19 protein-coding genes are annotated in these 18,683 nt (G+C 68.5%); 14 read left to right on the top strand and 5 right to left on the bottom strand.

Annotated elements, in window-relative coordinates; all coding sequences use genetic code 11:
* Positions 1-83: 83 nt before the first annotated feature.
* Together gcvH and gcvT are read right to left on the bottom strand one after the other, a co-directional pair.
* Positions 84-473, bottom strand: coding sequence for a glycine cleavage system protein GcvH (gene gcvH, locus JGU66_26470; GenBank protein ID MBJ6764337.1), 390 nt, complete (start codon positions 471-473; stop codon positions 84-86).
* A 40-nt stretch (positions 474-513) separates the two neighbouring features.
* Entirely contained in the window at positions 514-1,599 is a 1,086-nt protein-coding gene (gene gcvT, locus JGU66_26465) for a glycine cleavage system aminomethyltransferase GcvT (GenBank protein MBJ6764336.1), read from the bottom strand.
* Positions 1,600-1,693: 94 nt separating this feature from the next.
* Here gcvT and metF point away from each other — a divergent pair, with 94 nt between their 5' ends.
* The 4 genes from metF to JGU66_26445 all read left to right on the top strand — a co-directional run bounded on the left by metF (position 1,694) and on the right by JGU66_26445 (position 4,268).
* Positions 1,694-2,566 (top strand): methylenetetrahydrofolate reductase [NAD(P)H], encoded by an 873-nt coding sequence (gene metF / locus JGU66_26460; protein MBJ6764335.1) that lies wholly within the window; start codon positions 1,694-1,696, stop codon positions 2,564-2,566.
* Positions 2,563-2,985, top strand: a complete 423-nt coding sequence (locus JGU66_26455; protein MBJ6764334.1) for a hypothetical protein — start codon at positions 2,563-2,565, stop codon at positions 2,983-2,985. Before metF ends, JGU66_26455 begins: the two co-directional genes overlap by 4 nt.
* Before the next feature lie 199 nt (positions 2,986-3,184).
* Positions 3,185-3,799, top strand: a complete 615-nt coding sequence (locus tag JGU66_26450) for a DUF2378 family protein (protein MBJ6764333.1) — start codon at positions 3,185-3,187, stop codon at positions 3,797-3,799.
* Between the two features lie 256 nt (positions 3,800-4,055).
* Positions 4,056-4,268 carry a hypothetical protein gene (locus JGU66_26445; protein MBJ6764332.1) on the top strand — a complete coding sequence of 71 codons (213 nt, stop codon included), beginning with the start codon at positions 4,056-4,058 and terminating at the stop codon, positions 4,266-4,268.
* Positions 4,269-4,289: 21 nt separating this feature from the next.
* Here JGU66_26445 and folD read toward each other — a convergent pair whose 3' ends face one another.
* On the bottom strand, positions 4,290-5,138 hold the full coding sequence (gene folD / locus JGU66_26440) for a bifunctional methylenetetrahydrofolate dehydrogenase/methenyltetrahydrofolate cyclohydrolase FolD (GenBank protein MBJ6764331.1): 849 nt from the start codon (positions 5,136-5,138) through the stop codon (positions 4,290-4,292).
* Positions 5,139-5,215: 77 nt separating this feature from the next.
* On the opposite strand from folD, the gene JGU66_26435 reads away from it, so the two are divergent.
* Genes JGU66_26435 through JGU66_26420 form a run of 4 tightly spaced genes read left to right on the top strand, consistent with a single transcriptional unit; the run spans position 5,216 to position 8,885 of the window.
* Positions 5,216-6,034, top strand: a complete 819-nt coding sequence (locus tag JGU66_26435) for a J domain-containing protein (GenBank protein MBJ6764330.1) — start codon at positions 5,216-5,218, stop codon at positions 6,032-6,034.
* Positions 6,035-6,060: 26 nt separating this feature from the next.
* A complete protein-coding gene (locus tag JGU66_26430; GenBank protein ID MBJ6764329.1) occupies positions 6,061-6,771 on the top strand; it encodes a Smr/MutS family protein in 711 nt (236 codons plus the stop codon).
* Between the two features lie 36 nt (positions 6,772-6,807).
* A complete protein-coding gene (gene add / locus JGU66_26425) occupies positions 6,808-7,803 on the top strand; it encodes an adenosine deaminase (protein MBJ6764328.1) in 996 nt (331 codons plus the stop codon).
* Between the two features lie 5 nt (positions 7,804-7,808).
* Positions 7,809-8,885 carry a quinone-dependent dihydroorotate dehydrogenase gene (locus JGU66_26420; GenBank protein MBJ6764327.1) on the top strand — a complete coding sequence of 359 codons (1,077 nt, stop codon included), beginning with the start codon at positions 7,809-7,811 and terminating at the stop codon, positions 8,883-8,885.
* A 3-nt stretch (positions 8,886-8,888) separates the two neighbouring features.
* Here the strand turns inward: JGU66_26420 and JGU66_26415 are convergent, their stop codons facing one another.
* A complete protein-coding gene (locus JGU66_26415; protein ID MBJ6764326.1) occupies positions 8,889-9,578 on the bottom strand; it encodes an HAD family hydrolase in 690 nt (229 codons plus the stop codon).
* Positions 9,579-9,731: 153 nt separating this feature from the next.
* On the opposite strand from JGU66_26415, the gene JGU66_26410 reads away from it, so the two are divergent.
* Complete coding sequence (locus JGU66_26410) at positions 9,732-10,001, top strand: GlsB/YeaQ/YmgE family stress response membrane protein (protein ID MBJ6764325.1); 270 nt, start codon at positions 9,732-9,734, stop codon at positions 9,999-10,001.
* A 60-nt stretch (positions 10,002-10,061) separates the two neighbouring features.
* Here the strand turns inward: JGU66_26410 and JGU66_26405 are convergent, their stop codons facing one another.
* Positions 10,062-12,059 (bottom strand): S8 family serine peptidase, encoded by a 1,998-nt coding sequence (locus JGU66_26405; protein ID MBJ6764324.1) that lies wholly within the window; start codon positions 12,057-12,059, stop codon positions 10,062-10,064.
* Between the two features lie 250 nt (positions 12,060-12,309).
* Here JGU66_26405 and JGU66_26400 point away from each other — a divergent pair, with 250 nt between their 5' ends.
* The 5 genes from JGU66_26400 to JGU66_26380 are packed head-to-tail and all read left to right on the top strand — an operon-like array spanning position 12,310 to position 18,657.
* Positions 12,310-12,714, top strand: coding sequence for a DUF2089 domain-containing protein (locus JGU66_26400; protein MBJ6764323.1), 405 nt, complete (start codon positions 12,310-12,312; stop codon positions 12,712-12,714).
* A gap of 5 nt (positions 12,715-12,719) precedes the next feature.
* On the top strand, positions 12,720-13,718 hold the full coding sequence (locus tag JGU66_26395; GenBank protein ID MBJ6764322.1) for a hypothetical protein: 999 nt from the start codon (positions 12,720-12,722) through the stop codon (positions 13,716-13,718).
* 56 nt (positions 13,719-13,774) lie between these two features.
* Positions 13,775-15,049 (top strand): acyltransferase, encoded by a 1,275-nt coding sequence (locus JGU66_26390; GenBank protein ID MBJ6764321.1) that lies wholly within the window; start codon positions 13,775-13,777, stop codon positions 15,047-15,049.
* A gap of 9 nt (positions 15,050-15,058) precedes the next feature.
* Positions 15,059-16,852 (top strand): ABC transporter ATP-binding protein, encoded by a 1,794-nt coding sequence (locus JGU66_26385; GenBank protein ID MBJ6764320.1) that lies wholly within the window; start codon positions 15,059-15,061, stop codon positions 16,850-16,852.
* The gene (locus JGU66_26380) at positions 16,849-18,657 is read left to right on the top strand and encodes an ABC transporter ATP-binding protein (protein ID MBJ6764319.1); all 1,809 of its coding nucleotides are present in this window, start codon (positions 16,849-16,851) and stop codon (positions 18,655-18,657) included. Before JGU66_26385 ends, JGU66_26380 begins: the two co-directional genes overlap by 4 nt.
* Positions 18,658-18,683 lie beyond the last annotated feature (26 nt).

The following is an 18,683-nucleotide window of genomic DNA, read 5'->3' as shown; positions in this document are numbered from 1 at the left end:
CGTTCGAGTCGAAGGTGTCGGTATCCGACACGCGTTCCGAAATCAGGGAGCGTCCCTAACACCCAGGCCGCCCCGGTTCACTGCTACGCGTTCTTCAGCAGGTCGGCGTACGCCTCGGCGGACAGGAGCCCGCTCACTTCCTGGGTGTCCGTCAGCTCGAGCTCGACAATCCACCCGTCGCCGTAGGGGTCCGTGTTGATGTGGGTGGGGTTGTCGCTCAGCGCCGCGTTCACCTTGAGGACCTTGCCGGAGAGCGGGGCGTACAGCTCGGACACCGCCTTGGTGGACTCGATGACGCCGAACTGCTTGCCCTTGGTGAGGGTGGCGCCCACCTTGGGCAGCTCCACGTAGACCACGTCACCCAGGGAGCCCTGGGCGTGGTCCGTGACGCCCACCACGGCGCTCGAGCCCTGGAGGCGGGCCCACTCGTGCTCCTGGGTGTACTTCAGCTCGCTCGGAATCTTCTCGGACATGTCGATGAACCTCGGGATGCCTGGGGTCTGAAAAGGGGTCTCAGGACTTCTTCAGGAAAGGGGTCTTCACCACCACCGCCGGCACGGCGCGTCCACGGATGTCCACGTCGAAGGTGGAGCCCTCGGCCGCCAGCTCGGTGGGCACGTAGCCCATGCCGATGGGCTTCTTCACGGTCGGACCCTGCGTGCCGCTGGTCACCTCGCCCACCGGGCTGCCGTCCTTGTGGATGGCGTAGCCGTGGCGCGGGATGCCGCTGCCGGTGATCTCGAAGCCCACGAGCTTGCGCTTCACGCCCGCGGCCTTCTGCGCCACGAGCGCGTCCTTCCCGATGAAGCCCTCGGGCTTGTCCAGCTTGACGATCCACCCGAGCCCCGCCTCCAGCGCGGTGTGGGCGTCGTCGATGTCATTGCCGTAGAGCGCGTACTTCATCTCGGTGCGCAGCGAGTCGCGCGCGCCCAGACCGGCGGGCTTCACGCCGTCCGCCTGTCCCTCGGCGAGCAGCGCGTTCCACAGCTTCTCCGCGGCATCGGGCGGGCAGTACAGCTCGAAGCCGTCCTCGCCCGTGTAGCCCGTGCGGGACACGATGCACTTGACGCCCGCGACCTCGCCCTCGGCGAAGCGGTAGGTGCCAATGCGAGACAGGTCCACGCGGGTGAGGCGCTGCACGAGCCCGGGGGCCTTGGGTCCCTGCACGGCGATCTGCGCGAAGTCATCTCCGCGGTCCACCGGCTGGACGCCCTGGGCGCGCTCGCGCATCCAGGCGAAGTCCTTGTCGCGGTTGCTCGCGTTGACGCAGATGAGGATGCGCTCGGGGCTGAAGCGATAGACGACGATGTCGTCGACGAAGCCGCCCTGGTCGTTGAGCAGGCCGGCGTAGACCGCCTGGCCGTCCGCGCAGCGGGCGAGATCGTTGGAGATGAGTCGATTGACGGTCTGCAGGGCACCGGGGCCGTTGAACTCGATCTCCCCCATGTGCGAGACGTCGAAGAGGCCGACGGCGGTGCGCACCGCCTCGTGCTCCGCGATGACCGACGAGTACTGCACCGGCATGTCCCATCCCGCGAAGTCGACCATCCGGGCCCCCAGCTTGCGGTGGGCCTCATTGAGGGGCGTACGCCGGGCCATCTTCTTCTCCTGAAGGGGGTGGAAAGGCGCGCGGACTATAGCCGCGCACCTTCTCCAATCAAGGCCGTCGGGGACGGTCTACACTGGTCCTGACATGAAGATTCGTAATCGGTTGAATCCGTCCCAGCCGTGCTTCTCGTTCGAGTTCTTCCCACCGAAGACAGACGAGGGCGTGGCCTCGTTGCTGCGGACGCTGGAGGACCTGGCGCCGCTGGAGCCGGGCTTCGTCTCGGTGACGTATGGAGCGGGCGGCAGCACGCGCGACCGGACGGTGGAGCTCGTCACGCGCATCAAGCAACAGACCGGCATCGAGGCGATGGCCCACCTGACCTGCGTGGGACACACGCGTGACGAACTGCGTGATCTGCTCGGACGGCTTGCCGCGTCAAAGGTGGAGAACGTGTTGGTGCTGCGCGGGGATCCGCCGCAAGGGCAGACCGCGTACGAGCCCACCGCGGGCGGCTTCCGCTACGCCGAAGAGCTGGTCCAATTCATCCAAGAAGAGGATTTCAACTTCTGCCTGGGAGGTGCGTGCTATCCGGAGGGGCACCCGGAGACCAGCTCGCGCGACGAGGACCTGAAGCACCTCAAGGCGAAGGTCGACGCGGGCTTGGACTTCGTGGTGACGCAGCTCTTCTTCGACAACGCGTTCTATTTCGACTTCGTGGAGCGGGCGCGACGCGTGGGCATCAACGTCCCCATCGTCCCCGGCATCATGCCCATCACCAACTACGAGCAGGTGCAGCGCTTCACGCGGATGTGCGGCGCGACGGTCCCCATGCGGCTGGCGCTGCAGCTGGAGCGCGTGAAGGATCAACCCGACGCGTTGGTGCAGCTCGGCGTGGCGCACGCGACGGTGCAGTGCATGGAGCTGCTGTCGCGCGGGGTGCCGGGGCTGCACTTCTACACCCTCAACAAGTCACCGGCGACGCGGATGATCGTGAGCGCGCTGAGGGCTCGCTCATGAGCGGTCCGGGCCTGCAGCTTCAATCGGACGATCCGCGCACCAAGTTCCTCAACATGGTGAGGCCGCCCGCCTTCTTCCTCATGTGCGTGGGGACGCTGTCCATCTTCTACAATGTCTTGCAGGTGGTGTTGTTCGCGCTGCACATCCCCTCCCCCTTCGCGCAGCAGGGCACGGACCCGTCCATGTTCACGCTGTCGTGGTACTTCGTGCTCACGGTGTTGGTGGGGCTCATCTGCGGCACCCTCTCCATCTGGGGCGCGCTGAGTGCCATGCGCCTGAAGGGGTACGGGCTGGCCACCGTGGGCGCCATCACCGCCATCTTCCCCACCTTCCCCGTGTGCTTCGCGGCCACTCCGGTGGCGGTGTGGATGCTGTTCACCCTGCGCCGTGAGGGTGTGCGTCAGGCGTTCTCGCCCTGAGTCCTGGGCGCCTCTCGGGCGGATGGCGGAGAACGTCTGGGCAAAGACAGCCTTCACGCACCTCCGTCCGAGACGAATCACAGTCATCACGAAAAGGTCGTCCCTACTATCCCTGTCTGGTTCGTGAGGCCCGGCGAGGCGCTCCCCACGGCGATGTGTCGTGACGTGAGCGCTCCGCCCTCATCTCGGGGATGGGTTCATGACAGTCTATGCAGCCCGGAGAGCCGTCAGCAGCGGGCCGGCCGAAGAACTGCAGATGCGGTGGGCGTTGACGACACCCGAGGACCGGGTCCGAGGCATGTTCTTCCTCGGGGTCCTCGAGGTCATCCGCAACTCGGTGGGCATCGAGGCCGCGGAGGAATGTCTCGCATGCACGGGGGAGCGGCGCTTCGTGCCCTTCCTCATGTATCCCGTGGCGGCATTCCTGCACATGTCGTTCCGCGCCGCGTCGATGTTGGCGCCTCGCAAGGGCGGGTTTGATCGCGCGATGCGAGCGATTGGGGCGCAGGCGACCTCGGACTTCCTGTCCTCGCTGGTGGGGCGCAGCTTCTTGATGCTCGCCGCGTCGGACCCGAGACGTCTGGTGACGAACCTGCCGTCTGGCTATCGCACCGTGGTGAGCTATGGCGAGCGCCACGTCACGTGGAGCGGGCCCTCCAGCGGGTGCCTGCGCGTGGCGCGCGACTTCATGCCGCACACCTACCACGAGGGTGTGCTCCAGGCGGTGCTGGAGGCCATCGGCACCCAGAGCCCCATGGTGCACGGCAAGGCGACCGGACTGCTCGACTGCGACTATTCGATGTCGTGGGAATGAGGCCGCGGCGCGTCAGGCTCGCATGAGCCCACGCGCGGCGCGCTTCAGGTGTCTGGCCAAACCGGTGGGTTGCCCCCCGGTGCGCACGCGCTACGTGCTGTCGCTCGTCCAGTGAGGGGCGGCATCATGCGCGATGCCCGAGCGCATTCCTTGCGCCGCGTGCGTACCAGGAGCCATGCCCATGAAGAAGGTCCTCCGCAGGAAGACGTTCGTCGTGATGTTCTCCGCCTTCGCGCTTGCTGCCTGTGGTGCTCCCCTGGATGAAGAGAGCGCCCCCCGCGACGAGCGGCCCGTCTCCGCGCAGGCCTACCCGGACTGCGATCCCGCCACGGATTGCATCGTGAGTTCGCAGTACTTGCGATGCGGCGACGGCATCATCATGTACGCGTGGAACACGCCGGATGGCTGGTGCATCAACCGCGACGTCTGTTCGGGCCACGGCGGCGCCATCGTCTGTCCGATGGACTGACGTTCCGCCCCGGCGCCGCCCTCACTTCCCCGAGCGCAGGGCGGCGTCGAGCGTGTTGCGCATCAGCATGGCGATGGTCATCGGCCCCACGCCACCGGGCACCGGGGTGATGAAGCTGGCGCGCTCCGAAGCGCTGGCGAACGCCACATCGCCCACGAGCTTCCCATCGGCGCGCCGGTTCATGCCCACGTCGATGACCACGGCGCCGGGTTTGATCCACTCGCCGCGGATCAGCTCGGGCACGCCCACCGCGACGACGAGGATGTCCGCCTGGGGCACCTCGCGGACAAGGTCGCTCTTGCTGTGGCAGAGCGTCACGGTGGCGTCGCGCTGGAGCAACAGGAGCGCCTGCGGCTTGCCCACGATGTTGCTGCGGCCCACCACCACCGCCTTCTTGCCGGCGGGATTGCAGCCAACCTCCTCCAGCAAACGCATCACGCCCAGCGGCGTGCACGCGCGCGTGCCGGGGCGGCCCAGCATCAGGTTCCCCGCGTTGAGCGGATGGAAGCCATCCACATCCTTCTCCGGCGCCACGGCGGCCAGGATGGCGTCCGCATCCAGGTGCTTGGGGAGTGGCAACTGCACGAGGATGCCGTGCACCCGAGGGTCCTCGTTGAGCTGCCGCACGAGCGCGAGCAGCGCGTCCTGGGTGATGTCCGCGTCCGGGTGCAGCTCCCAGGACTGGAAGCCCACCTCGGCGGCGGCCTTCTTCTTGCCATTCACGTAGATGCGCGACGCGGGGTCCTCCCCCACGCGCACCACCGCGAGCCCTGGAACAAACCCCTTCGTCTCGCGGAGCGCGTCGACACGGGCTCGCACCTCCGCTCGCACCTTCGCCGCGATCGCACTTCCGTCAATCAACTGGGCCATGGCTCGGCGGACTCTATGAGAAACTGCGGCGAAACCACGGCGAAACTGCCGAGGCACGCCGGGAGGGACGCGCGCGCATGGGCGCAGGAAAAGTGCTGGGAGTCATGGTGGGCCTGGTGGGCGGACTGCTCGTCGGCGGACCGTGGGCCATCGTGCTCGGCATCCTCGGGGGCTTCGCCGCGGGCCACGTCTATGACGAGCAGCACGCGCCCCCGCCCGACCTCCCCGAGCTGTTCGAAGAGTTCCCCGCGCCCCCCGTGGTGGATTCAGACGCCGTGATGCGGGAGGACACGCGCGAGGACGACACCCGCGCGGAGTGGATCCGCCATCGCTGCGCCCTCTTCGTCGAGGTGGCCCGCGCGGATGGCGATGTCCGCCGCGAGGAGGTGCGCGAGGTGCGCCGCCACTTCGAGACCACCGTGCAGGCGGATGCCCGGGACATGGAGGTCGTCCGCCGCCAGCTCAAGGCCCTCCTCAGCCGCCCCGCCTCGCTGAACCTCCAGGCCTCGCTCGAGGCGTGCCGCGCGGACCTGTCCGACGACGAGCGCTACGCGCTGCTCGATGCGCTCTATGACCTGGCGCTCGCGGATGGCCCGCTGCAGCGCTCGGAGCGAGAGTCCCTGCGCCGCGTGGCCGAAGGACTGGACATCCCCGAGGACACGGCCCAGGAGCTGGCCACGCAGCATCTGGGCAACGGCCTGGAGCACTTCGCCCTGCTGGGCCTCACGCCCGAAGCCACCGACTCCCAGGTGAAGAGCACCTTCCGCCGGCTCGCGGCCGCGCATCATCCGGACAAGGTCGCGCACCAGGGCGCCCAGGCCGCCGAGCAGGCCGCCCACCGCTTCCAGGAGATCCGCGACGCCTATGAGGAAATCCGCAAGCTGCGCGGACTGTAGCCTCGCGATAGAACCCGGGAACGACCATGAGCAAGCAGCGAGGCGGTCCGCCGCCCAAGAAGGAAGCGGGTTTTCAGAACAACCCCTTCAAGTCCGCCATCAAGTCCATTCAGGATGAGGCGAAGCAGGCCCAGCAGAAGCAGGCCGCCGAGGAGGCCGCGAAGCGCAAGGCACCGCCCAAGGCGCCCAAGGCCGCGAAGCCTCGGCCGGAGGACGACGACGTCTCCCTCTTCTTCTCCGCCATGGATGGGGTGCAGCAGATCTCCAACCGCGGCGAGGCGCCGGTGCCCAACCCGCGCCTGCCGGAGATCATCGACGAGAACGCCGAGGCGCTCGCGCAGCTCTCCGAGATGGTGGCGGGCGAAGGCACGTTCGACATCGCGGACTCGAACGACTTCATCGAGGGCGCGTCGCCGGGCTTGGATCGCAACCTGATGCGCGCGCTGCGCCGCGGAGACTTCTCCGTGCAGGGCCGCTTGGACTTGCATGGCCTGACGCAGACCGCGGCGCGTGACGCGGTGGAGCGCTTCCTTTCGGACAGTCGCCGCGCCAACAAGCGCTGCGTGCTCATCGTCCATGGGCGGGGGCTGCACTCGGAGAATGAGGTTCCCGTGTTGAAGGAGGGCCTCAAGTCATGGCTCTCGCAGAAGCGCGTGGGCCGCATGGTGCTCGCGTTCGCCACCGCACGCCCTCAGGACGGGGGCCAGGGAGCGGTGTACGTGTTGCTGCGCCGTTAGCTTTACGCCCGGCCGGCACTGTGCATACATGCCGCCATGGTTCGCGACCTCATCGATTTGCACATTCATGTGGGCGGCGCCGTGGCGCCCCACATCCTCTGGTCCATCGCCCACCAGCAGGGCTTCAAGCTCCCCGTCAAGAACTACTTCGACTTCGTGGAGCTCATCACCTCGCGGCCCGGCAAGGTGGGCAGCCTGGATGACTACCTGAAGATTCTCCACACGTGGACGGAGAAGATTCAGTCCTCGCCGAGCGCCATCGAGCGCTCGGTCTACGAGGTGATTGGCAAGGAGTACCGCGGCAGCCGCGTGACGCAGATCGAGCTGCGCTTCAACCCGATGAAGCGCAACCTCAACTCCGAACTCGACCTGGACCACATCATCCACGCCGCGCTCCGAGGCATGGATCGGGCAGTGCTGGAGTACGGCGTGAAGGTGGGGCTCATCTTCTGCCTGGCCCGCGAGTTCGACCACAAGATGAACAGCATCATCGTGGACAAGGCCATCAAGTACCGCACGCGCGGTGTCTACGGCATCGACCTGGCCGGCACGGAGAAGGACGCCATGGAGCTGCGTCCCCAGGTGGTGGCGCAGTACGAGGAGCTGTTCGCCCGCGCGCGCAAGGCGGGGCTCAAGTGCACGGTGCACACGGGCGAGACGGCCGGCACGGGCGCCGAGGGCGTCATGTCCGTGGTGGACAAGCTCAAGCCGCACCGCATCGGGCATGGCATCCGCGCCGCGTATGACGAGGCCGCCATGAAGCTCCTGCGCGAGAACGACATCACGCTGGAGCTGTGCCCCACCTCCAACCTGCACACCAAGGCGGTGGAGGGTCTGGACGAGCTGAAGCACATCATGCGGACCTTCTGGGACCGCAAGGTGAAGTTCACCATCAACACGGATGGCCCGTACCTGCTCGAGACGGACATGCGGCGGGAGATTGAGCTCATCGAGTCCAATGGCCTGCTCACCTCGGAGCAGGTGGACCAGACGCTCGCGTGGGCGCGTCAGGCGTCCTTCATCCCGAGCTGACGCGCATGTACGGACTCGCGCGCGCATTCCTCTTCCGCCTCGACGCCGAGCGGGCACACCGCCTGGGCATCGCGGGCCTGCGCTTCCTCGGACGTTCCCGCGCGCGCTGCGAGTCCATGCGCGCGCGCAACCTGGCGCATGCCACGGGAGACCTGTCGGTGGAGCTGGCCGGGCTCACCTTCGCGCATCCGGTGGCGCTGGCGGCGGGGCTCGACAAGGAAGCCGAGGCGGTGGATGGGTTGTTCGCCTGCGGCTTCTCCGCGGTGGAGATCGGCACGCTCACGCCGCGCCCCCAGCCGGGCAATCCGAAGCCTCGCCTCTTCCGCCTGCCCGAGCACCGGGCCGTCATCAACCGGATGGGCTTCAACAACCACGGCGCCACGGCCGCGGCCGAGCGCCTCCGCGCCCGGACGTGGAAGCCCGCGCCGCTGGGCGTGAACATCGGCAAGAACAAGGACACGCCCCTGGAGCGCGCCGTGGAGGACTACGTCGCGTGCGTGGATCAGCTCGGCGCATGGGGGGACTACGTCGTCGTCAACGCGTCCTCGCCCAACACGCCGGGCCTGCGCAAGCTCCAGGAGCCCGAGCAGCTCTCCGCCCTCTTGCGCGCGGTGCAGGAGCGCCTTCAGGCGGTCGCCCCGGGCAAGCCGCTGTTCCTCAAGATTGCCCCGGACCTGACGCCCGAGGCGGTGGACGAAGTGGTGGACGTGGCGCGTGCGTGCCGGCTCGCGGGCCTCATCGCCACCAACACCACCATCACCCGCCCCATCGAGCATCCCCTGACGAAGGAAGCGGGCGGCCTCTCCGGCGCCCCCGTGCGCGAGCTGTCGAACGCCGTCATCCGGCGGGCGTATCAACGCAGCGGCGGCGCGCTGCCCATCATCGGCGTGGGCGGCGTCTTCACCGCGCAGGACGTCTACGAGAAGCTGCGCGCAGGCGCCACGCTGGTGCAGGTGTACACGGGTTTCATCTACGAGGGCCCGGGCATGGTGGCGCGCATCCTCGGTGAGCTGGGCGGGCTGCTGGCGAAGGACGGCTTCACGTCGGCGCGCGCCGCCATCGGGGTGGACGCCGGGCGCTGAGCCTCACCTCCGGCCGCCCACTTCGTCCAGGTGGACGAGGAGGTCGGAGGGATCATCGAACACGCGATAGGCCCCGGCGCGCTCCAGCTCGTCGGGGCCATAGCCGCCCGACAGCAGCCCGATCCCCAGGCCTCGGGCCCGCTGGGCGGCGAGCATGTCCCAGACGCTGTCCCCCACCACGGTGCTCGTCTCGATGGCGACGCCCAGCCGTTCCGCGGCCTCCAGGAACAGGTCCGGATCCGGCTTGGCGTACTTCACCTGATCCCTCGTGACGATGGGCACCCGGGCGCGGTCCACCTGGAGCAGGTCGATGATGGGACTGGCGCTCTCCATGCGGCCGCTGGTCGCGATGGCCCAGGGGACTCCCGCCTCCGTCAGCGCGGCGAGCAGCTCGCGCGCGCCCGGCAAGGGGCGCACATCCTTCATCCAGCGGCGGTAGGCGACCGCGTGGCCCCGAGCCAGCCGCTCGATGCGTTCCGGCGTCAGGGTGAGGCCCGTCTCGCGCAGCAGCATGTTGGTGAACAAGCCCCCGCTCATGCCGATGCGCCGGTGGATGCGCCACACGGACAGGGGAATGCCCTCGGCGTCGAGCGCCTCGCGCCAGGCGAGGACGTGTTGATAGACGCTGTCGACGAGCGTCCCATCGAGGTCGAACAGGAACGCGACCCGAGGACGATGCATGGGCTCCTCCATCCCGCTGAATCCAGACATGGGGAAACCTGAGCGCACGCGGCGGCCTCGACAATGCGAGGCCCGCCCCTTCGCCCTGGGAGTGGCCGACCGTGCATCCGCCCTGCGACATGCACATCCTCATCTTCGGGCCTGAGGTCCGAGAGGAGGAGTGGCATGTCACTGGAGACACTGCTGCTGTGGGCAGTGATTGGACTCGTCGCCGGGTGGCTGGCCTCCGCCGTCGTTGGCGGTGGCTACGGCCTCGTCGGAGACATCGTCGTGGGAATCGTGGGCTCGTTCCTCGGCGGATTCATCTTCCGAGCCCTCCACGCCGGGGCCCCGTTCGGCGGACTGGCGGGGACCATCTTCGTGGCCTTCATCGGAGCGGTGGCCTTGTTGCTCGTCTTGAGAGCCATCCACTCGACGACGATGAGGCGCACCTGAGCCGTTCCGGGGATGGAGCACGGCGGCGAGGACTCCTCCGCCGTGCCCCCTCGAGACGGCTCAGCGCGTGACGTTCACCGCGGTGTCATCCAGGAAGAAGCTGGTGGCGTCCGCCGCGTCCTCCGTGCCCTTGACGTAGATGCGAACGGTCTGCCCCTTGTAGGCGCTCAGGTCGAACGTGCGCTGGACGTACGCTGTCCCCTTGTCCAGGTTGCTGTACGTGGCCAGCGTGCCCAGCACCGTGCCCGCGCTGTTCTGCACCTGGATGGCCAGCGTGTCGTAGACCGTCGTCGTCGTGGTCTCCGAGGTGGTGATCTTCACCCAGACACTCAGCGAGGCTGAGCACGCCGTCGAGGGAATCGTGACCTGCTGATAGAGGTAGTCCGTGTGGCTGGAGCCGTACCCGTTGAGCCAGCCCTTGTACGTGCCCGTGCGCGGGGCGCTGCCAGACGTGGTGCCATCAATGACATCCGTGCTCAGGCTCCACCCGGTGTTGCCGCTCTCGAAGCCCGGGTTGGCCAGCAGTTGCTCAGAGATGGCGCAGCTGCCCACCACGTTGTCCACCGTCACGGACACGCTGGAGGACGTGCCCACGTTGCCCGCGGCGTCATACGCCTTCGCGGTGAGGACGTAGGCGCCGTTGGCCACGGAGGCGGTGTTCCAGTCGAGCGCGTACGGCGCGGTGGCGTCGGTGCCCAGCAAGGTGGTGCCCGCGTAGAACTCCACGCGCGAGACGCCCACGTTGTCGGACGCCGTGGCGCTCACGGTCGAGGTGCCGCTGAGAACGGCACCGCCCGAGGGAGCGGTGAGGGAGGTGGTGGGCGCGGTGGTGTCGGCCGGGCCGCCGGTGATGAAGAGCGTGTAGAGCAGCAGGTTGGGCGAGCCGGTGCCGGGGCTCGTCACCTTGCCGGAGGTGGCGTTGGCGACGAGCGCGTCGCGCACCTGCGCCGGTGTCGCTCCGGGGTTGGCGCTCAGGTACAGGGCCGCGGCGCCCGCCACGTGAGGAGACGCCATGGACGTCCCGCTCATGGACGTGCTGCCGGTGGTGCTGGAGTACGAGGCCGAGGTGATGCTGGAGCCCGGCGCGAAGATGTCCACGCACGTCCCATAGTTGGAGAACGAGGAGCGCGCGTCGCTGCTCGTGGTGGAGCCCACGGTGATGGCGTTGGGCGTGCGCGACGGCGAGTAGCTGCACGCATTGGCCGAGTCGTTTCCCGCGGCAACCGCCGTGGCGACCCCCGCGGCGATCATCCGCTCCGTGGCGTCATCCACCGCCTGCGAGGGATCTCCTCCGAGGCTCATGTTGGCGACCGCGGGCTTGATGTGATGGGCCGTCACCCAGTCCATGCCGTCGACGACCTGCGCGTCGTCGCCGTAGCCCGTGCAGTCCAGGACGCGCACCGCATGCAGCGTCACCTTCTTCGCCACGCCCCACGTGGTGCCGCCCACCGTGCCCGCCACGTGCGTGCCGTGGCCATGGCAGTCGCTCGGGTCCGCGTCGTTGTCGATGGAGTCATGCCCCTCGCCGACGCGACCGGTGAACTCCGTGTGGTTCAGCCGCATGCCGGTGTCGATGATGTACGCGTGCACGCCGGTGCCATCGACGTTGTACGTGTACGAGCTGTCGCGCGGGAGGTTGCGCTGATCAATCCGGTCGATGCCCCAGGTGGCGCCCGTCTGGGTCCCCACCACGTGCAGCCGGCCGTTCTCCTGCACATAGGCCACGCGCGGATCCGCGAGCAGCGCCTGGACCTGGGCCTCGCTCATGTTCGCGAGGAAGCCCTGCAGCGCGTGCTGATACGTGCGCAGCACCTTGCCGCCATGCCGCGCGGTCAGCTCCTGACCGACGTCCGCGGCGCCACGCAGGCGGACATCCGGGGCGCCATCGCGCAGCACCACGATGTACTCGCCAGGACGCGCCTGCGGCCTGCGCAGGAGCTGGGCCACGTGCCCTACCTCTTCCGCGTTCGACGTCGGTTCAGGTGAATCGGACTGCGGTCCACACGCCACTGCGAGCAGCGAGGCGGCCAGCACCGCCTGGGTCAGGCTCCGGATCATGAGGGTCCTCTCGGGGCAAGGACTTCGCTCGCGCTCATGCGCGGGCCCGGAGGAATTAGCCGCCCTATCTCAAGCCGGTCAACACTGACCTCCAAGAAATCAGAGTAAATCAAGCATTCCTGGACGCTTCAGTGCCGCGGCGGACTCTGAAAGTCCGGGCGGTTCGCTTGCAAAGTCGCCCGGAATCAATATTCTCAATGTCGAAATTGATTTTCGCGAGCCAATGACCATCAAGACATCAATTCATCCGATGCCGACCCGGTGCCCCATCTGTGGTGATCGCACCCACATTGAGCGCGTCCGCTGTGGCGCCTGCGACACCGCCGTGGAGGGTCGGTTCTCCACGGGCTGGGTGCAGCAGCTGGCGCCCGAGCAGCTCGCGTTCGCCCGGGTGTTCCTGAGCTGCCGCGGGAAGATCAAAGACGTGGAGCAGGTGCTGGGCGTCTCGTACCCCACGGTGGTGGCGCGGCTGGACGAGTTGGTGGCGGCGCTCGGTGGCGCCGGACCGCTCCCGCCCGCTCCCCCGCCGCCTCCGTCGCCCCCGCTCCAGTCCGCGCGTGGCACCCAGCGCCGGGCCCAGATTCTCGATGACCTCGCGGCCGGGCTCATCGACGCAGACGAGGCCGCACGTCGACTGAAGAGATCCCAGGAGTGATGCCCATGATGGAAGCCGGAACGAAGCCGTTATCTCATGAGGGCCCCACGCGCCACGAGCTGCCGTGGGGAACGGACGCGATGCTGGAGATCGAGGCGGACGCCGCGGTCCTCACCGTCGCGCCCCTCGCCGAGAGCGCCACGCCCTATATGCTCGTGCACGGAGGCGTGGATGCCTCGGTGCGTGAGCTCGGCAAGGTGACGAAGGTGGTGTTCGAGGCGCGCGAGCCCTCGGGCTTCTTCTCCTTCTTCCTGCGCGCCTCCCCTCACGTGCAGCTCTTCCTGCCCAACAACGTGCGCGGCAAGTTCAAGCTCGACGCGGGTGCGATTCGCATCGCCGGGCTCCAGGGCTGCGACCTGGACGTGGCCACCAACGCGGGCGCAGTCAGCTTGCGCGGCGTGGAAGGGCGATTGGCCCTGCGCACGCGAGCCGGCGCCATCTTCGGAGAGCGACTCGCGGGCGCGATCCAAGCGCACACGGGCGCGGGCACCGTGAAGCTGGACATCCTCAGCCTCACGCCGGGCGAGCACCTCATCAGCTCACAGCTGGGCGCGCTGGAGGTTCGACTGGCGCCGAACCTGGACGTCCGCGTGGAGGCGAGCACCACGCTGGGGTCGGTGCGCAACCGCTATCCGCCCCACCCCGGTGCCGCGGCCACGCTGCGACTGATGACCGAGCTGGGCTCGGTCCGGGTGCGGGGGGCCGAAGGTGGCGAGCAGGACCACGAGTGCGACGCCCACGACCCGTGGCGCCGTGACACCGAGCGCTGGCAGCGACAGGCCGAGCGCTGGCACCGCCGCGCGGACCGCCATGCGCATCGCTGGGCCCGAGCCTGGGAGCGCGCTGGGCACTGGGGTGGCGAGCCCGACGCACAGCCCCGCGACGCCGAGCCCGGGACGGCTGGCATCCCGGACGAGGAGTTGCGCCGCGTGTTGCAGCTCGTGCAGGACGGCAAGGTCAGCGCCGAGGATGCGCAGAAGCTGCTGCGCGCCATGCAGCGCTGAGTCTCCGCAGAGAAGACGCGCGCGCACCGCTCCGGCTCCGGTAAGGTCCGCGCCACATGTCACTCACGCAGCCCTCCGCACCCATCGCCACGGCTCCCGAGCCGTCCGCACTTCCGCTCCCCCACGATGCGGCGCGCGGCTCGGGAAAGACCCTCTCCCTCGAGGGATTGCGTGGGCTGGCGGCCTTCACGGTCATCCTCTCGCACTGCGTCTTCGGCTTCTATCCGTTCCTGCACGAGGGTGCCGCCACGCAGCTCCAGGCGCCGTGGGAGCCCGTCATCCTCAACAGCCCCTTCTGCGCGCTCTACAACGGCACGTTTTCCGTCTGCGTGTTCTTCGTGATGAGCGGTTACGTGTTGACGCGAAAGTTCTTCGCGCAAGGCGAGGTCGAGCCCCTGCAAGAGGCGGCGGTGAAGCGCTACCTGCGACTGGCGCCACCGGTGCTCGGCTCCGTCCTGTTCGGCTATGTCCTGCTCAAGGCGGGCCTGTTCCCGGCGGGAAAGAGCGACCTGGGCCCGTTCCTGGCTGGGGCCTATCAGCATGAGGCGTCATTGCTCGCCGCGACGAAGGAGGGCCTCTACCGGGCGCTCATCCTCGGCGAAGCCCAGTACAACTACGTGCTGTGGACTATTCAGGCGGAGTTCATCGGGTCCATCGCACTCTTCGCCTTCCTAGCCCTCTTCGGCCGCTTCCGTGGCAGCGGGTGGTTGGCCGCGGCCACCTCGCTGATCCTCATCAAGCAGTTCCCGGTGAACGGCCTCTGTGTTGCGATGTTCTTCGTGGGGGCATACATGCACCGCTGGCCCGACATCGGCCGTCGGCCTGTACTGCTGGCGGTCGCGGTGCTCGCGGGCCTCTACCTGGGCGGCTACCACTGGAACAGCGCCTCGTACACTCACCTCGTCACACTGGCCAACTGGCTCCAGGCCCGAGGCAAGACCGCGGAGTGGCCGCTGTTTTTCCCCGCGCTGGGTGCGGTGCTGCTCGTCTGGGGAATCGTGCGGGAGAACGCCGTCTCGCGGTTCCTCTCGCTGCGTCCGCTCGTGTGGCTGGGGGACAAGTCCTTCGCCATCTATCTCCTGCACAGCGCGGTGCTGTCGTCGCTGGGCGTGTTCGTCTACATGGGATTGCCCACGCACCTGTCCTATCTGACACGGGCGAGCGCGGCGTCCCTCTCCGTCATCGCAGGCACCCTGCTCGTCGCGATTCCCTTCGCACGCTTCGTCGACGCGCGTTCGGTGCGGCTCTCCACGTGGTTCGGCAAGCTCGCCATGGGCCAGCTCCAGGCATTTCCTGGAACGGGCGCTGCGAAGCGAGCATCGCAACGCTAGTTCAATCTCATGACAGACAGGCAACGGCCCGCGCAGTCCAAGGCAGGTGTCAAAGCCGTGTGGCGGGCCCTCGGCTACCTCCGCGGCTATCGGTGGGATACAGGAGGGGCCCTCCTCTCCATCCTCCTTCTCTCCGCGGCGAACCTCGCCGCGCCCCAGTTGGTGCGGCGCGCCATTGACGGCGGACTCGCCAAGGGCGAGCACCGGGTCCTGGTGTTCGCCGTGGCGGGCATGGTGGCGCTGGCCGCGGCCCGCGGCCTGTTCACCTTCTTCCAGGGGTACCTCGCGGAGCGGGCCTCGCAGGGCGTCGCGTTCGACCTCCGGGACGCGCTGTTCGCCCGCATCCAGCGCCTGAGCTTCAGCTACTACGACCAGGCGCAGACGGGGCAGCTCCTCACCCGGCTCACCAACGACGTGGAGCAGGTGCGCACGTTCGTGGGCTCGGGCGTGGTGCAGGTCGTGGCCTCCGCGGCGATGTTGGTGGGCTGCGCAGTGCTGCTGCTCGCGCTCAATCCCATCCTGGCGATCGGCGCACTGGGCGCCATCGCGCCCATCATGTGGGTGCTCAAGAGCTTCGTCGCGAAGGTGGGCCCGCTGTTTGGCAAGGGGATGATTCTCCTGAGCAAGCTCAGCACGGTGCTCCAGGAGGATCTGCGCGGGCTGCGCGTGGTGCGCGCCTTCTCCGGCGAGGCACGAGAGACCGCCCGCTACTCGGCCCTCAATGACGAGCTGCTCGGGCAGAGCCTCCAGGCCATCGATGCGATGTCGACCAACTTCCCCTTCGTGGGCCTCTTCGCGAACCTGGGCACGCTGGTGGTCGTGGGCCTGGGCGGGGTGTTGATCTTCAAGGACCGGCTCACGCTGGGCGAGCTCATCGCCTTCAACAGCTACCTGGGCTTCCTGCTGATGCCCATCATGACCCTGGGCTTCCTCGCGGCGCACCTGGCGCGCGCGGGCGCCTCGGCGGTCCGCGTCTTCGAGCTGCTCGACACGGCCGTGGAGGTGGCGGACGCGCCGGGGGCGCGCACGCTGCCTCCGCTGGAGGGGCGGCTGGAGCTGCGCGACGTCCACTTCCGCTATGCCGGCAGCGAGCGGGAGATCCTCCGCGGCGTGAGCTTCGTCGCGGAGCCCGGGCAGTTGGTGGCCATCCTCGGCACCACGGGCGCGGGCAAGAGCACCATCATCAACCTGGTGCCCCGGTTCTACGACGTGACGGGCGGCAGCGTGCTCGTGGACGGCCACGACGTGCGCGACGTCACGCTCGCCAGCCTGCGCGGGCAGATTGGCGTGGTGCTCCAGGACGCCCTGCTCTTCTCGGGCACCGTGCGCGACAACATCGCCTACGGCCGGCCCGACGCGAGCCAGGAGCAGGTCCGTGCGGCGGCGCAAGCAGCCCAGGCGGCGGAGTTCATCGAAGCCCTGCCGGGCGGCTATGACACGGTGGTGGGCGAGCGCGGCGTGGGATTGTCGGGAGGACAACGCCAGCGGCTCGCCATCGCGCGGGCGCTGCTCACCGAGCCTCGCCTGCTCATCCTCGACGACAGCACCTCCGCGGTGGATGCGGAGACGGAGGCTGCCATCCAGGGCGCGCTGGACCGGTTGATGCGCAAGGCGGGCTGCACCTCGCTCGTCATCGCGCAGCGGATCAGCACCGTGCGCGACGCGGACCTCATCATCGTGCTCGACGAAGGGCGCGTGGCGGCGAGCGGCAAGCACGAGGAGCTCATCGCGACCAGTGAGCTGTACAACGAGATTCTCGGCTCGCAGCTGCAGCCAGCCGCAGCCATGGAGGCCGCGTCATGAGGCGCCCGGGAAGCATCGAGTCCATGGCGGAGATGGAGGTCCAGCACGCCGCCCAACGCGGGGCGGTCGCGCGGCGACTCCTGACGGAGCTGCGGCCGTACCGCGGCATGCTGACCGTGGCCATGGTGTTCATCGCGGTGGGAGCCGGAGCCCAGGCCCTCGCGCCCTACCTGGTCAGCCGCGCCATCGACCGGGACATCGGCAACCGAGACCTCGTGGGGCTCGCGGGCACCATGGGCGCGCTGCTCGTCGTCTATGTGGTCGGGGCCTTCGCCCAGCGGGCGCAGACCCGCCGCGTGGGCGCGATGGGCCAGCGCGTGCTCGCGGCGCTGCGCGTGCGACTCTTCACCCAGCTCCAATCGCTCCCGCTCGCCTACTTCGACAAGCGCCCCCTGGGCGACCTGATGAGTCGAGTCGCCAGCGACGTGGAGACGCTCAACCAGTTCTTCTCGCAGGGGCTGACGCAGTTGCTGGGGTCGCTCATCGGGCTGGTGGGCATCCTCGTGACCATGCTGCTGCTCAACGCGCCCTTGGCGCTCGCGTGCTTCACCATCATCCCCGTGATGCTGGCCACGACCTGGCTCTTCGCGGCGCGGGCCCGGCGCGCGTATCGCAAGACCCGCGAGACGGTGGGCGATGTGACGGCCGAACTCCAGGAGGAGATCGTCGGCGTGCGGCAGGCCCAGGCCTTCAACCGGACGGCGATGAACATCGAGCGCTTCCGTCAGCGCAACGCCGCGAACCGGGACGCGAACGTGGCCGCGGTGGGAGTCACCTCCGCGTTCTCTCCCGCCATCGACGTGCTGTCCGCGCTCTCCACCGCGTTGGTGATCGGGTATGGCGGCTCGCTCGTGCTCGCGGGGCGCCTCAGCGTGGGAATGCTCGCCGCGTTCCTGCTCTACGTGCAGCAGTTCTTCCGGCCCGTGCAGCTCGCAGCCTCGGTCTACACGCTGATGCAGTCCGCGCTCGCGGGCGCCGAGCGGGTGTTCGCCATCTTCGACGAGCCTCGCGAGCCCGCGGACGTCCCCGGGGCGCGCGTCCTGCAGCGCGTCGAGGGGAACCTGGAGTTCGACCGGGTGTCCTTCCACTACGACGCGGCGAACCCGGTGCTGCGCGACGTGAGCTTCCAGGTCCGCCGCGGACAGACCGTGGCCATCGTCGGAAAGACGGGGGCGGGCAAGACGACGGTCGCGAGCCTCATCCCCCGCTTCTATGACGTCACCTCCGGCGTGGTCCGCTTGGATGGCCACGATGTGCGCCAGGTGACGCGCGCGAGCCTTCGCCAGCAGCTCGCGATGGTGCTTCAGGAGCCCGTGCTCTTCTCGGGGACCATCGCGGACAACATCGGCTACGGGAAGCCGGACGCGACGCGTGAGGAGATTGAAGCGGCTGCGCGCGCCGTGTACGCGCACGACTTCATCGCGGCGCTGCCCAAGGGCTACGACAGCATGCTCGGGGAGGGAGGCGCCTCGCTGAGTCAGGGCCAGCGGCAGCTCCTCGCGTTTGCGCGCGCCGTCATCACGGATCCGCGGGTGCTCATCCTGGACGAGGCCACCGCGAACATCGACACCCGCACCGAGGCGCTCATCCAGCAGGCCCTGGCCACGCTGCTGGCCGGACGCACGAGCATCGTCATCGCGCACCGCTTGAGCACCATCCGGACCGCGGACCTCATCCTCGTCATCGACGCGGGTCGGGTCGCGGAACAGGGCACGCATGACGAGCTGATCCGCCGCGGCGGGCTGTACGCGGACCTGTACCAGCGGCAGTTCCGCGAGCCGCAGCGGGTGCGCAGCACGGGGTAGCGGAGGAAGGGCCGAGTGGTCGCCGG

Source organism: Myxococcaceae bacterium JPH2 (assembly GCA_016458225.1).
GTDB lineage: Bacteria > Myxococcota > Myxococcia > Myxococcales > Myxococcaceae > Citreicoccus.
Note: the sequence above shows the minus strand (reverse complement) of the source record. Positions and strands in the feature narration are given on the sequence as shown.

Excerpts from the sequence above, each read along its gene's own strand:
- JGU66_26410 (MBJ6764325.1), top strand. The coding sequence starts at position 9,732 with ATGTCACTGGAGACACTGCTGCTGTGGGCAGTGATTGGACTCGTCGCC.
- JGU66_26450 (MBJ6764333.1), top strand. The coding sequence starts at position 3,185 with ATGACAGTCTATGCAGCCCGGAGAGCCGTCAGCAGCGGGCCGGCCGAA.
- metF (MBJ6764335.1), top strand. The coding sequence starts at position 1,694 with ATGAAGATTCGTAATCGGTTGAATCCGTCCCAGCCGTGCTTCTCGTTC.
- JGU66_26430 (MBJ6764329.1), top strand. The coding sequence starts at position 6,061 with ATGAGCAAGCAGCGAGGCGGTCCGCCGCCCAAGAAGGAAGCGGGTTTT.
- JGU66_26400 (MBJ6764323.1), top strand. The coding sequence starts at position 12,310 with ATGCCGACCCGGTGCCCCATCTGTGGTGATCGCACCCACATTGAGCGC.
- JGU66_26435 (MBJ6764330.1), top strand. The coding sequence starts at position 5,216 with ATGGGCGCAGGAAAAGTGCTGGGAGTCATGGTGGGCCTGGTGGGCGGA.
- JGU66_26385 (MBJ6764320.1), top strand. The coding sequence starts at position 15,059 with ATGACAGACAGGCAACGGCCCGCGCAGTCCAAGGCAGGTGTCAAAGCC.
- JGU66_26390 (MBJ6764321.1), top strand. The coding sequence starts at position 13,775 with ATGTCACTCACGCAGCCCTCCGCACCCATCGCCACGGCTCCCGAGCCG.
- JGU66_26420 (MBJ6764327.1), top strand. The coding sequence starts at position 7,809 with ATGTACGGACTCGCGCGCGCATTCCTCTTCCGCCTCGACGCCGAGCGG.
- add (MBJ6764328.1), top strand. The coding sequence starts at position 6,808 with ATGGTTCGCGACCTCATCGATTTGCACATTCATGTGGGCGGCGCCGTG.
- JGU66_26455 (MBJ6764334.1), top strand. The coding sequence starts at position 2,563 with ATGAGCGGTCCGGGCCTGCAGCTTCAATCGGACGATCCGCGCACCAAG.
- JGU66_26415 (MBJ6764326.1), bottom strand. The coding sequence starts at position 9,578 with ATGGAGGAGCCCATGCATCGTCCTCGGGTCGCGTTCCTGTTCGACCTC.
- JGU66_26405 (MBJ6764324.1), bottom strand. The coding sequence starts at position 12,059 with ATGATCCGGAGCCTGACCCAGGCGGTGCTGGCCGCCTCGCTGCTCGCA.
- JGU66_26380 (MBJ6764319.1), top strand. The coding sequence starts at position 16,849 with ATGAGGCGCCCGGGAAGCATCGAGTCCATGGCGGAGATGGAGGTCCAG.
- JGU66_26395 (MBJ6764322.1), top strand. The coding sequence starts at position 12,720 with ATGATGGAAGCCGGAACGAAGCCGTTATCTCATGAGGGCCCCACGCGC.
- folD (MBJ6764331.1), bottom strand. The coding sequence starts at position 5,138 with ATGGCCCAGTTGATTGACGGAAGTGCGATCGCGGCGAAGGTGCGAGCG.
- gcvT (MBJ6764336.1), bottom strand. The coding sequence starts at position 1,599 with ATGGCCCGGCGTACGCCCCTCAATGAGGCCCACCGCAAGCTGGGGGCC.
- gcvH (MBJ6764337.1), bottom strand. The coding sequence starts at position 473 with ATGTCCGAGAAGATTCCGAGCGAGCTGAAGTACACCCAGGAGCACGAG.